Source organism: Roseobacter denitrificans OCh 114 (genome assembly GCF_000014045.1).
Classification (GTDB): domain Bacteria; phylum Pseudomonadota; class Alphaproteobacteria; order Rhodobacterales; family Rhodobacteraceae; genus Roseobacter; species Roseobacter denitrificans.
Genome location: NC_008209.1, coordinates 2,470,616 through 2,482,105 on the forward strand (window position 1 = coordinate 2,470,616; position 11,490 = coordinate 2,482,105).

12 protein-coding genes are annotated in these 11,490 nt (G+C 59.4%); all 12 read left to right on the top strand.

The genetic code is table 11. The features are described 5' to 3' along the window. Nucleotides 1–28 precede the first annotated feature (28 nt). The 12 genes from frr to lpxB all read left to right on the top strand — a co-directional run bounded on the left by frr (nucleotide 29) and on the right by lpxB (nucleotide 11,441). Nucleotides 29–592, top strand: coding sequence for a ribosome recycling factor (gene frr / locus RD1_RS11910; RefSeq protein WP_011568755.1), 564 nt, complete (start codon nucleotides 29–31; stop codon nucleotides 590–592). A gap of 265 nt (nucleotides 593–857) precedes the next feature. Continuing rightward, nucleotides 858–1,532 (top strand): polyprenyl diphosphate synthase, encoded by a 675-nt coding sequence (gene uppS / locus RD1_RS11915; protein ID WP_050759084.1) that lies wholly within the window; start codon nucleotides 858–860, stop codon nucleotides 1,530–1,532. Between the two features lie 6 nt (nucleotides 1,533–1,538). Then, nucleotides 1,539–2,333: a phosphatidate cytidylyltransferase gene (locus tag RD1_RS11920; protein ID WP_011568757.1), complete on the top strand. Its 795-nt coding sequence runs from the start codon at nucleotides 1,539–1,541 to the stop codon at nucleotides 2,331–2,333. Nucleotides 2,334–2,340: 7 nt separating this feature from the next. Further along, complete coding sequence (gene dxr / locus RD1_RS11925) at nucleotides 2,341–3,513, top strand: 1-deoxy-D-xylulose-5-phosphate reductoisomerase (RefSeq protein ID WP_011568758.1); 1,173 nt, start codon at nucleotides 2,341–2,343, stop codon at nucleotides 3,511–3,513. Between the two features lie 2 nt (nucleotides 3,514–3,515). Then, nucleotides 3,516–4,868, top strand: coding sequence for an RIP metalloprotease RseP (gene rseP / locus RD1_RS11930; protein ID WP_044033116.1), 1,353 nt, complete (start codon nucleotides 3,516–3,518; stop codon nucleotides 4,866–4,868). A gap of 102 nt (nucleotides 4,869–4,970) precedes the next feature. After that, nucleotides 4,971–5,102: a hypothetical protein gene (locus tag RD1_RS21385; protein ID WP_011568760.1), complete on the top strand. Its 132-nt coding sequence runs from the start codon at nucleotides 4,971–4,973 to the stop codon at nucleotides 5,100–5,102. A 135-nt stretch (nucleotides 5,103–5,237) separates the two neighbouring features. Beyond that, nucleotides 5,238–7,598, top strand: coding sequence for an outer membrane protein assembly factor BamA (gene bamA / locus RD1_RS11935; RefSeq protein WP_044033117.1), 2,361 nt, complete (start codon nucleotides 5,238–5,240; stop codon nucleotides 7,596–7,598). 6 nt (nucleotides 7,599–7,604) lie between these two features. Next, nucleotides 7,605–8,165, top strand: a complete 561-nt coding sequence (locus RD1_RS11940; protein WP_044033118.1) for an OmpH family outer membrane protein — start codon at nucleotides 7,605–7,607, stop codon at nucleotides 8,163–8,165. Between the two features lie 80 nt (nucleotides 8,166–8,245). Further along, nucleotides 8,246–8,704: a 3-hydroxyacyl-ACP dehydratase FabZ gene (fabZ, locus tag RD1_RS11945; protein ID WP_011568763.1), complete on the top strand. Its 459-nt coding sequence runs from the start codon at nucleotides 8,246–8,248 to the stop codon at nucleotides 8,702–8,704. A gap of 6 nt (nucleotides 8,705–8,710) precedes the next feature. Beyond that, nucleotides 8,711–9,493, top strand: coding sequence for an acyl-ACP--UDP-N-acetylglucosamine O-acyltransferase (gene lpxA, locus RD1_RS11950; RefSeq protein WP_044033119.1), 783 nt, complete (start codon nucleotides 8,711–8,713; stop codon nucleotides 9,491–9,493). After that, on the top strand, nucleotides 9,493–10,284 hold the full coding sequence (locus RD1_RS11955) for an LpxI family protein (RefSeq protein WP_011568765.1): 792 nt from the start codon (nucleotides 9,493–9,495) through the stop codon (nucleotides 10,282–10,284). Before lpxA ends, RD1_RS11955 begins: the two co-directional genes overlap by 1 nt. 56 nt (nucleotides 10,285–10,340) lie before the next feature. Beyond that, nucleotides 10,341–11,441: a lipid-A-disaccharide synthase gene (lpxB, locus tag RD1_RS11960; RefSeq protein ID WP_245897331.1), complete on the top strand. Its 1,101-nt coding sequence runs from the start codon at nucleotides 10,341–10,343 to the stop codon at nucleotides 11,439–11,441. Nucleotides 11,442–11,490 lie beyond the last annotated feature (49 nt).

Here is an 11,490-nt window from a genome sequence, read left to right on the forward strand (position 1 = left end):
CCCCAAATGTACGAAAGGGCAGTGAGCAATGTCAGAAGACTTCATGCTGGACACAGACGATATCGAACGCCGTATGGATGGCGCCATTTCATCGTTGAAGACGGAGTTTGCATCCCTGCGGACCGGACGGGCCTCCGCTTCTATGCTGGAGCCGGTGATGGTGGATGCCTATGGTCAGCGCACGCCGATCAATCAGGTAGGCACCGTCAACGTGCCGGAGCCGCGCATGGTCACCATCAACGTCTGGGACAAGGGGCTGGTCGGCAAGGTTGAAAAAGCCATTCGCGAAAGCGGTCTTGGCATAAACCCGCAATTGAACGGCACGATCATCATGTTGCCGATCCCTGAATTGAATGAGGAACGCCGCCGCGAATTGAGCAAGGTCGCCGGGCAATATGCCGAACATGCCCGCGTTTCCATTCGCAATATCCGGCGTGACGGTATGGATCAGATCAAGAAAGCCAAAGCGGATGGCCTGTCGGAGGACGACCAGAAGCTCTGGGAAGGCGAGGTTCAGGAAATCACCGACCGCTACATCAAGGGCATCGACGACCAGTTGGCGACAAAGCAAGCGGAAATCATGCAGGTCTGACGCGCAAACACGAACAGGCGCGGCGAAAGTCCCGGAATTACGGGCTGTGACATCGAAAAATGCCCCTGCTTTGGCCGCGTTAAAGGTGATTTTAAAGATTTTAAGTAGTCATGGTTACTGACTCTGTGTCACAAGGACACAGACGTAAGACAAATGGAGCGCGGTGGCCTCACGGCGGGCGTGTTCGGAGGAATTAGTCATCGAGCCCGAAAGACAGCCCGACCTCAATCAAGTCCCCGGATGCCCGCGACACGTTGCGATTATAATGGATGGTAACGGCCGATGGGCCACGCAACGCGGTCGTCCGCGGCTCTTTGGCCATCATGCCGGGGCGCGTCGCGTGCGCGAAATCGTTGAGGCCTGCCCGTCAGTTGGCGTCAAATACCTTACAATATTTGCTTTTTCGACCGAAAACTGGAAGCGGACGCAGGCGGAGGTCGCCGGGCTGATGAGCCTATTCAAGCGCTACATCACGCGCGAGACCCGCGAGTTGAATACCTATGGCGTCAGGGTGCGCTTTATCGGGGATCGCACGCGGCTGGACGCGACGCTGGCGCGGCTCATGACCGAATTGGAAAACGCGACGGCCGGGAACACCAATATGCATCTGACCATCGCGATCAATTACGGCGGGCGTGACGAGGTGGCGCGCGCCACGAAACGACTGGCGCAGGATGTGGCTAACGGCATGCTCAAGCCCGAGGATGTGGACGAGGAAACACTGCCGAAATACCTTGATACCTATGTTCTGCCGGACCCGGATCTTGTGATCCGCACAAGTGGCGAGGCGCGGATATCGAATTTCCTGCTCTGGCAATCGGCCTATTCGGAATATGAATTCATCGACACGCTTTGGCCGGACTTCACGCGCAGCGAATTTGAGGAAGTCTGCACCGCCTACGGCGGGCGCGAGCGGCGCTATGGCGGCGTGAAGGCATAGCCTGTCATGGGGGCGGAGAGCGAAAAATGGGCTGATCTGGCAGTCCGGCTCACTTCAGGCGCTGCGATGGTTCTGCTGGGCCTTTGGGGTGTGTGGATGGGCGGTCATGTGTTTCACGCGCTGGTTGCCTTGATTTGCGGTTTGATGATTTGGGAACTGGTGCGCATGTTGCAGCCCCGCAACCCTCCCGTTGCGATACAGCTTGGGCTGCTTGGCGGGGCGGTCGCCGGGGCTGCGATCTACCTGCCGGTAGGGTTTGCGCTGCCGATCCTTATTGCGCCCGCGCTGGTCGGTTTCGGGCAACTGACGCAGAACCGCGCGCTTTACATGGTGTTCACTGTGCTGGTCCTTCTGGCCGGTTTTGGAATGATGTCGGTGCGGGACGATCTGGGTTTTGGCTGGATGCTGTGGCTCGTGCTGGTGGTTGTCGCCACGGATGTGGTCGGATATTTTGCCGGGCGGATGATTGGCGGGCCGAAATTCTGGCCGCGTGTCAGCCCCAAGAAGACGTGGGCGGGCACGGCGTTCGGCTGGGTTGGGGCGGCGGCGGTCGGCGCGTACTTTGTTGTTACAACCGGTGCCGGGGCGCAGTTGGTCGGGGTGTCGGTCGCGGTGTCCATGGCCAGCCAGATGGGTGATATCGCCGAGAGCGCCATCAAGCGCCGTGTCGGCATCAAGGACAGTTCGAACCTGATCCCCGGTCATGGCGGGCTGCTTGATCGTTTTGATGGTATGTTGGGAGCGGCGGTTTTCCTGCTGATTATCGGACCGTTCATTGCCTTCCCGCCGGGAATTGGGTGACACACAGATGCGCAGCGTCAGTATATTCGGGGCAACCGGGTCGATTGGACAAAACACGATTGACCTGATCGCGCGTGACCCGCAGGCGTATGATGTCGTGGCTCTGACCGGTGCAGGCAATATCAAACAATTGGCGCATGATGCCCGTCGTCTCAAGGCGGATATTGCAGTCACTGCACATGATGCCCTTCTGCCCGAACTGCGCGCGGCGCTCGATGGCTCCGGCGTGGTGGCGGCTGCGGGGGCACAGGCCCTGAATGATGCCGCCTGCCGACCCGCCGATTGGGTTATGTCCGCAATTGTGGGGGCCGCCGGGCTGGCACCCGGCCTCAGGGCATTGGAACAAGGTGCAACGCTTGCGCTGGCCAACAAGGAATCGCTGGTCTGTGCCGGGGCGTTGATGCTGGACACGGCCCGGGCAAACAAGGCGCGTCTGTTGCCGGTCGACAGCGAACATTCCGCTGTTTTCCAAGCGCTGACCGGCGAGGATATCGCATCGGTGGAACGCATCATCATCACGGCAAGTGGTGGCGCGTTTCGCGACTGGCCCATTGAAAAACTGGCCGGCGCGACCTTGGCGGAGGCCTCAAGCCACCCGAATTGGGATATGGGGCAGCGGATCACGATAGACTCTGCATCAATGTTTAATAAAGCCATGGAGCTTATTGAAACGAAAGAGTATTTCGGTGTTGAGCCTTCAAGAATTGAAGCCCTTGTACACCCGGAATCGCTCATCCACGCCATGGTCGGGTTTCGGGATGGCGCTTTGATGGCTCATGTCGGGCCGCATGACATGCGGCACGCGATCGGCTACGCGCTGCATTGGCCGGACCGCAAAACCCTCCCGGTTGAGCGCCTTGATCTGGCATCCATTGCGCAGTTGACGTTCCGCGCACCCTGTGAGCAGCGCTGGCCCGCCTTGCGCCTTGCCCGGGAAGTGATGGAAACCGGCGGTATGGCCGGGGCGATTTTCAACGCCTCCAAGGAAATTGCGCTCGACGGATTTATCGACGGGCAGCTGCGATTCACGGACATGGCGGGCATCGTCGAAGACGTCCTGACCCATTTCTCGGGCGAACCGGGTCACATTAACGCGGCCATGACCCTTGATAACGTGGCCCGGATAGACCATCTCGCCCGGGAAGAGGCGCGCAGGTTTATCAACAAGAGAGCAGGCTGACATTGGATATTATGACCTTGATCCCGCAGTTTGGCGGGCTGATCTGGACGATTGCGGCCTTCATTCTGGCCTTGTCGGTGATCGTGGCCATCCACGAATACGGGCATTACATCGTCGGGCGCTGGTCGGGTATCCATGCAGATGTTTTTTCCATCGGCTTCGGGCCTGTGCTTTTTGCGCGCACGGACAAACGGGGCACGCGCTGGCAGATTGCGGCCCTGCCTTTTGGCGGATACGTGAAATTTGCAGGGGACGCCGATGCCGCCTCCGGCAAAGACGACGCGGCGATGGCCGAGGTTCAGAACGACCCGGTAAGGTTGCGGGCTACCATGCATGGTGCGCCGCTTTGGGCACGCACGGCCACGGTGGCGGCAGGTCCGATCTTCAATTTTGTACTGTCGATCATTGTCTTTGCTGCCGTATTGCTGACAAGCGGTATCGCGCGTGATCCTTTGACCGTTGGCGAGATGCGGGCGCTGCCTGTGGAGGCGGTCGGCTTGCAATCGGGCGATGAAATTCTCGGCATCAATGGAGTGGATATCCCCAGTACCGAGGACCGGGATGCCTATCGCGCCTTTATCGAGGCGCTGCCGTTCGAGCCGGTGTTGACCTATGACGTGCTGCGGGATGGGCGCACGGTCACTGTTGATGGGCCTTACATGTTGCCGCCGCTGGTCAATTCATTGACGCCACAAAGTGCGGCGATCCGGGCGGGCATGGCGCAGGGCGATGTGATCATCGCGATCAATGGCATCCCGATCTATGCCTTTGACGAATTGAAAAACGCGGTCGAAGGAGGCAATGGCGCAACGCTGGACCTCACCGTCTGGCGCGCGGGAGAGACGCTGGAGGTATCGCTGACGCCCAAACGGGTGGATGAGCCTCAGGATGACGGTGGTTTCGCCACGCAATGGCGTATTGGTATTGCCGGTGGGCTTGCCTTTGAGCCGGCAACAGAGCGTCCCGGGGTCATCGAGGCAATTTCCGGCGGTGTGAGCCAGACCTGGCGCATCATCAACGGCTCGCTATCAGGTCTGGGACATATGATCAGCGGCGCGATCAGCACCTGCAATCTGAGCGGACCGATCGGGATCGCGCAAACCTCGGGTGCCATGGCCAGTCAGGGGGCGGAGAGTTTCATCTGGTTCATTGCCGTTCTCAGCACCGCCGTGGGGCTGTTGAACCTTTTCCCTGTGCCTGCGCTGGATGGGGGGCACCTTGTGTTTTACGCTTATGAGGCGGTGACCGGCAAGCCGCCCAGTGACAAGGCGCTACGCGTGCTGATGACATTTGGGCTGGCAACGGTGCTGACGTTGATGCTCTTTGCGCTTGGCAATGATATCTTCTGCCCCTGAGGTGGGGATGCGTGACAGATGGTCCCGATCCTGCCCGCGTTGACCAAATTCTTGCCATATTCCAATGCTACCCAAGCCTCACACAGCGAGTGAGGGCATTTTATGCAGACCGTACAAAACGGCTATCGTGGGTTGAGCCTGCTGATTGATTTGAACTGGGACAGGGCGCTTTACGTGTCTACTGTGACGTTGTCGCTGGGCATCGGGGCCTGGATGGCCACGCTGGTGCAGTAATCACCGGGGGCTGCGACCCTTTTGTCAGGTTCCGCCCCATCTAGTAGATTTGCATTTAGGACCCACATGGTTTTGACAAGTGGGGCCAAAATCGGTACTCAGAATATAATAAAATTCTGAGGGTCGAGGCAGATCATGAAACCGGGCATAACTGGCGCGCAAGGCGTGCAGGGCGCGACGCGCCGCACTTTCATAAAACCATTGCGGGCCGGGGCCTTTTGTCTGGCGATATCAGCAACTTGGATTGCGCCAAGCGGGGTCGCACTGGCGCAACAGATCGCAATCAACACCGTCAACATCGAGGGGAACGCGCGGATCGGGGATTCCGCGATCCTGTCACGGGCTGGTATTGTGCCCGGTCAGAGCATTTCCGCCGGTGAACTGAATGCCGGCCTTCAGAGGCTGCAGGACTCCGGTCTTTTTGAAAGTGTTGATTTTGAGCCACGGGGAAATGCACTCAACATCACCGTGGTGGAGTATCCGACGATCAACCGGATCAACTTTGAAGGCAATGCCCGGATCGGTGATGAAACACTGGCTGCCGCCATCGGTTCCAATGAACGCAGGGTCTTCAACCCGGCGCAGGCGGAACGGGACGCGGCGCTGATCGCCGACGCCTATGCATCGGAGGGCCGCATCGCTGCCAGGGTGACACCCACGATCATCCGCCGCTCTGACAACCGGGTTGATTTGATTTTCGAGATTTTCGAAGGTGACAATATCGAAATCGAACGCCTGAGCTTTACCGGAAACCGTGTTTATTCCGACAGACGCCTGCGCCGGGTCCTCGAAACGAAACAGGCGGGATTGTTCCGCGCCTTTGTGCGCAGTGACACGCTGGTTGAGGATCGGATCGAATTTGACCGGCAGGTTTTGCGCGATTTCTACCTGTCGCGGGGCTATGTTGATTTTCGCACCAATTCGGTCAACGCGGAGTTGACCGAAGAACGCGATGGCTACTTCCTTGTATTCGATGTGCAGGAGGGTCAGCAATTCCGGGTCGGCGAGATTACCGTCGCAAGCGAGCTGGCCGAAGCCGACAGCGATCTATACCGCGAGACGGTCAAAACGCGCAGCGGTGTGGTCTATTCGCCCACGCTGATCGAGGCGGACATTGCCAGAATGGAACGTCAAGCGATCATTGATGGCGTGGATTTCATGCGGGTCGAGCCGCGCATCACGCGCGACGAGCGCAATCTGACGATCAACGTTGAATATGTGCTGACCCGCGGTCCCAGAGTGTTTGTCGAGCGGATTGATATCGAAGGCAACACCACCACGCTGGATCAGGTGATCCGCCGGCAATTCAACAGCGTGGAGGGCGACCCTTTCAACCCCCGCGAAATCCGCGAATCCGCTGAACGCATCCGTGCGCTTGGCTTCTTTTCCGCGGCAGAGGTGAACGCGCGGGAGGGATCTTCACCGGATCAGGTGATCGTGGATGTCGATGTCGAAGAGCAGCCGACCGGGTCACTGTCCTTTGGTGCGTCCTTTTCGACCAACGATGGTATCGGTTTTGCGATCCAGTTCACGGAACGGAACTTCCTTGGGCGGGGCCAGCGGCTCGGTTTGACGCTGTCAACGGCAGAAGATGATCAACTTTACCGGGTCAACTTTTTCGAACCGGCATTTCTGGGGCGGGATGTCGGCTTCGGGCTGCGGCTTGATGTTTCGGAAAGCACGAGTTCAACAGTGACATACGACACAGATCGCGCGGTGCTGACACCGTCGCTCAGCTTTCCGGTCGGGGCGAACTCGCGTCTTGAGTTGAATTACAAATACGACCAGTCGGAAATGAAGGATCGCGGTAGCGATTCTGATAATGGCCCGATCATTGGCCGCGATATTGACGAGGGTGAGCTCGTCAACAGCTCCATCGGGTACCGGTATGTCTACGATTCACGCACGACGGGTCTGGACCCGACGGCCGGGTATCTGTTCGAGTTCGGACAGGATTTTGCGGGTGTCGGCGGGGACAACACCTTTATCCGTACCAGCGCCAAAGTTGTGGGTGAGCGTAAAATATTCAACGAAGACGTGACGTTGCGCGCCACTCTCGAAGGCGGGGCCTTGAACTATCAAAGTGGTGCCAACCGGGCGGTTGACAGGTTCCTGCTATCCACGAACACGATCCGCGGCTTTGAGCCGGGCGGGATCGGCCCACGCGATTTGTCGGAATCCAACGAAGACCCCTTGGGCGGCAACCTCTTTGTTGCGGCGCGCTTTGAAGCGGAGTTTCCCGTCGGACTGCCTGAGGAATATGGCATCACGGGCGGCCTGTTCTATGATGTGGGCAACCTGTGGGATCTGAATGACGTTGACCTGAGCGGCGGCAGGGTCGTCGGCGAGAGCGGGTCGTTCCGCCATGTCATCGGCGTGTCCGTTTTGTGGGAAACGCCTGTTGGCCCGCTGCGGTTCAACTTTTCCGATGCGATCCGCAAGGAAGATTTTGACCGCGAACAGACCTTCGAAGTCACCGTCAACACAACCTTCTGATTTGTGATGCACCTGCGCCCGCTTGTTTACGGTTTGGCGTTTGCGGCGGTCTGTGCATTTTCTGCGCAGGGCCAGCCGCTGGTGCGGGCGCCGGTTGAAAGCCCCATCCTGACCATCGATTCCGATATGTTGTTTGAAGACAGCCGTTTCGGGCAGCAGACAATCGAAGAGTTTGAGGCCCTTGGCGCCGCTTTGGCTGCTGAAAACAGGCGCATCGAAGATGCCCTGGAAGCTGAGGAAAGGGAGTTGACCGAGTTGCGCGCAACGATGACGCCAACCGAGTTCAGGGCCCTCGCTGATGCTTTTGACCAGAAGGTGCAGGAAACCCGGCGCACGCAAGAGGCAAAGAACCGCGAGTTGAACAGCGAGTTGGAAAACCGGCGCGTGATGTTTCTGAACGCAGCGGCCCCGGTGCTGGAACAATTGATGCGCGAGGCCGGTGCCGCCGTGGTTCTGGAGAGGCGGTCTATTTTTATCAGCTCGAACGCCGTGGACATCACGCAGATCGCGATCAACCGGCTCAACGTGGTGCTGAACGGCGTGGAATTCGCCCCCGAGCCGCAATAAGCGAAGTGGTCAACCTTGCTCCGGGACGTGGGAGTTGGTAGTCAGGTCGCCAAGCCCTTGAAGACTAAAGGACCTCCGAGATGTCGACCAGCCAGACCAGCGCGGATATTCAACTGATCCAGCGTATCCTACCTCATCGCTATCCCTTTCTGCTTGTCGACAAGGTGGTGGAAATCGACGGCACCACATCCGCCCTCGGCATCAAGAATGTCACCATGAATGAGCCGCATTTTCAGGGCCATTTCCCGGGAATGCCCATCATGCCGGGCGTTACGATCGTGGAAGCCATGGCACAAACGGCTGCGGTCATGGTCGGTGTGACGCTGGAAATGGCGGATAAGGAAATGAAAGTGTATTTCATGGCAATCGACAAGGCGAAGTTCCGTCGCAAGGTCATCCCCGGTGATGTGCTTGAGATGCGGCTGAACACCCTGCGTGGCAAACCCGGCGGCAAAGTCTGGCGCTTTGGCGGTGTCGCATCGGTTGAGGGCGAGATGGCCGCCGAAGTCGAGTTTACCGCCATGATGGACATGGGCTGATCGTTGATGGGCAACATTCACCCCAGTGCTGTCATCGACCCCGGCGCGCAGATCGACCCGAGCGCAAGGGTCGGCCCGTTTTGTGTGGTGGGTGCGCAGGTCACGCTGGCCGCGGGGGTGGAACTGAAAAGCCACGTCGTGGTCACGGGGCGGACCTCCATCGGGGATGATACGGTCGTTTTTCCCTTTGCCGTCGTCGGTGAAATCCCGCAGGATCTGAAATTCAAGGGTGAGGCGACCCGGCTGGTGATTGGCCAGCGCAACCGTATTCGTGAACATGTCACCATCAATTGCGGCACAGAAGGCGGCGGTGGGGTGACGCGCATTGGCGATGACGGGCTGTTCATGGCAGGGTGTCACGTGGCCCATGATGCTGTGATCGGGAACCGCGTTATTCTGGTCAATTCGGTCGCCATTGCCGGGCATTGCATCCTTGAGGATGATGTGATCGTCGGCGGATTGTCCGGCGTGCATCAATTTGTGCGCATTGGCCGCGGGGCGATCATCGGGGCGGTCAGCATGGTGACCAATGACGTGATTCCCTATGGTCTGGTGCAGGGTCCACGGGGTGAACTGGATGGTCTGAACCTTGTCGGTCTGAAACGTCGCGGCGTGGAGCGGGCAGATATCACGGCCCTGCGCGCCGCCTTTCAGATGCTGGCGCAGGGAGAGGGCACCTTTCAGAGCCGCGCGCAGCGCCTCAAGGAAGAAACATCCAGTGACTATGTACGTGAGATTGTCGAATTCATCACATCCGACAGTGACCGTCATTTCCTGACGCCACGCTGATGCTGGCGCTGATCACAGGACGCGGGGGGCTTCCGGCGCGGGTGGCAGCGGCACAGACCGCACGCCCGCTGGTCTGTGTGCTGGAGGGTTTCGCCCCAGAGGGGCTTGACGCGGATATCACCTTTCGTCTGGAGCATCTCGGTTCCTTCATCGCGCAGCTGAAGGAGCGCGGCGTAACATCCGTTTGTTTTTGTGGCGCGATTGAGCGTCCACCCTTTGATCCGGCGGCGCTTGACGGTGCCACTGTACCGCTTGTGCCGACATTGATGCAAGCCATGGGGGCGGGGGATGATGCAGCCCTGCGCGCCGTGATGGCGTTGTTTGAGCAGCAGGGCTTTGAGATTGCAGCCGCCCATGTGCTTGCACCTGATATTCTGGCCCCGGAAGGGGTCCTGAGCGAGGCGCAGCCTGATACGCAGATGCAGGCGGACATCGCGCGGGCGGATGACGTTTTGCAGGCCTTGTCACCGGTGGATGTGGGGCAGGGCTGCGTCGTCGGGCAGGGTCTTGTCTGGGGCATCGAGACCATTGGTGGCACGGATCATCTGTTGGCGACCCTTCCGACCGCTGTGCGCCGCGCGCGCGCGGTTCTGGTCAAAGCGCCCAAAACCGGACAGGATATGCGCGCGGATTTGCCTGCCATTGGCCCTGACACCGTGGAGGCTGCCGGGGCGGCGGGTCTGGCGGGCATCGTGATCCAAGCCGGGGCGATGATCTTGCTTGATCCCGAAGCCACCATTGCGGGCGCGAACAAGACAGGGCTGGTCCTGTGGTCGCGCGCAAGCGCGTGAAACGGGCGTTTATCATCGCGGGCGAGCCGTCAGGGGACAAGCTGGGCGGTGCGTTGATGGTTGGGCTCAAAACGCTGTCGCCGGGAATCGCATTTGATGGTGTCGGCGGACCCTTGATGCAGGCCCAGGGGCTGGAAAGCCGCTTTCCCATGGATGAGCTTAGCGTGATGGGGATTACAGAGGTTTTGCCAAAATACCGCGCCTTGAAAGCGCGCATACGTGAGACGGCGCAGGCGGTGATCGCGAGTAACCCAGACGTGCTTATCACCATAGATTCGCCTGATTTTTGTTTTCGGGTGGCCAAGCTGGTGAAAAAATCCAGCAGCATCCGGACGGTGCATTATGTGGCCCCGACCGTCTGGGCGTGGCGGCCCGGCCGCGCGGCCAAGATATCGAAATTTGTTGATCACCTGTTGGCGTTGTTTCCATTCGAACCTGCCTATTTCACACCTCATGGCATGGCGTGTGATTTCGTGGGCCATCCGGTGGTCGCCGAACCTGTCGCGACACAAGATGAGGCGGAAGCGTTCCGGGCAGAGCATGACATCGGATCCGCGCCGCTTTTGATGGTTTTGCCTGGCTCAAGGCGGGGGGAGGTTGCGCGTCTGGCGGATGTTTTCGGGGGTGCGATCTCACCCGTTCTGGCGCGGCACCCGGGACTGAAAGTGGTCGTGCCCGCCGCCAGACCCGTGGCGCAGCAGGTCAAGGAAGCCGTCGCACAGTGGCCGGTGGCGCCGGTTGTGATTGATCCTCGCGACATGGCCTCAGAAGATGCAGCTTGTGCGAAAAGTGCCGCGTTTCGTGCTGCCGATATTGCCCTTGCGGCCTCGGGTACCGTGTCGCTGGAACTGGCCGCGTCACGCACGCCGATGGTCGTGGCCTACCGCATGCATTGGCTCAGCTACAGGCTGATCCGCGCGATGGCTTTGGTGGATACGGTGACCTTGGTCAATCTGGTATCGGACACGCGTTTCGTGCCTGAATTTCTTGGTCCGGACTGTGAGAGTTCTGCTATCGGACAGGCTTTGATAGATGTGCTGAAAACCCCGTCTGATCAGGTGGAGGCCATGCAGATTACCATGGAGCGGTTGGGTCATCGGGGGGAGGCACCCGGGCTGCGGGCCGCCCGCGCGATCCTTCATCGAGCGGGGGTGTAATCCCAAGGACACGCTGCGCGTGACACGATCTGAGCCGCCCTCACGGGCG

Coding starts and splice junctions, on each gene's coding strand:
- dxr (WP_011568758.1), top strand. CDS start 2,341: ATGCGCAGCGTCAGTATATTCGGGGCAACCGGGTCGATTGGACAAAAC.
- RD1_RS11955 (WP_011568765.1), top strand. CDS start 9,493: ATGCTGGCGCTGATCACAGGACGCGGGGGGCTTCCGGCGCGGGTGGCA.
- frr (WP_011568755.1), top strand. CDS start 29: ATGTCAGAAGACTTCATGCTGGACACAGACGATATCGAACGCCGTATG.
- RD1_RS11920 (WP_011568757.1), top strand. CDS start 1,539: ATGGGGGCGGAGAGCGAAAAATGGGCTGATCTGGCAGTCCGGCTCACT.
- RD1_RS21385 (WP_011568760.1), top strand. CDS start 4,971: ATGCAGACCGTACAAAACGGCTATCGTGGGTTGAGCCTGCTGATTGAT.
- lpxB (WP_245897331.1), top strand. CDS start 10,341: ATGGTTGGGCTCAAAACGCTGTCGCCGGGAATCGCATTTGATGGTGTC.
- lpxA (WP_044033119.1), top strand. CDS start 8,711: ATGGGCAACATTCACCCCAGTGCTGTCATCGACCCCGGCGCGCAGATC.
- uppS (WP_050759084.1), top strand. CDS start 858: ATGGATGGTAACGGCCGATGGGCCACGCAACGCGGTCGTCCGCGGCTC.
- bamA (WP_044033117.1), top strand. CDS start 5,238: ATGAAACCGGGCATAACTGGCGCGCAAGGCGTGCAGGGCGCGACGCGC.
- RD1_RS11940 (WP_044033118.1), top strand. CDS start 7,605: ATGCACCTGCGCCCGCTTGTTTACGGTTTGGCGTTTGCGGCGGTCTGT.
- fabZ (WP_011568763.1), top strand. CDS start 8,246: ATGTCGACCAGCCAGACCAGCGCGGATATTCAACTGATCCAGCGTATC.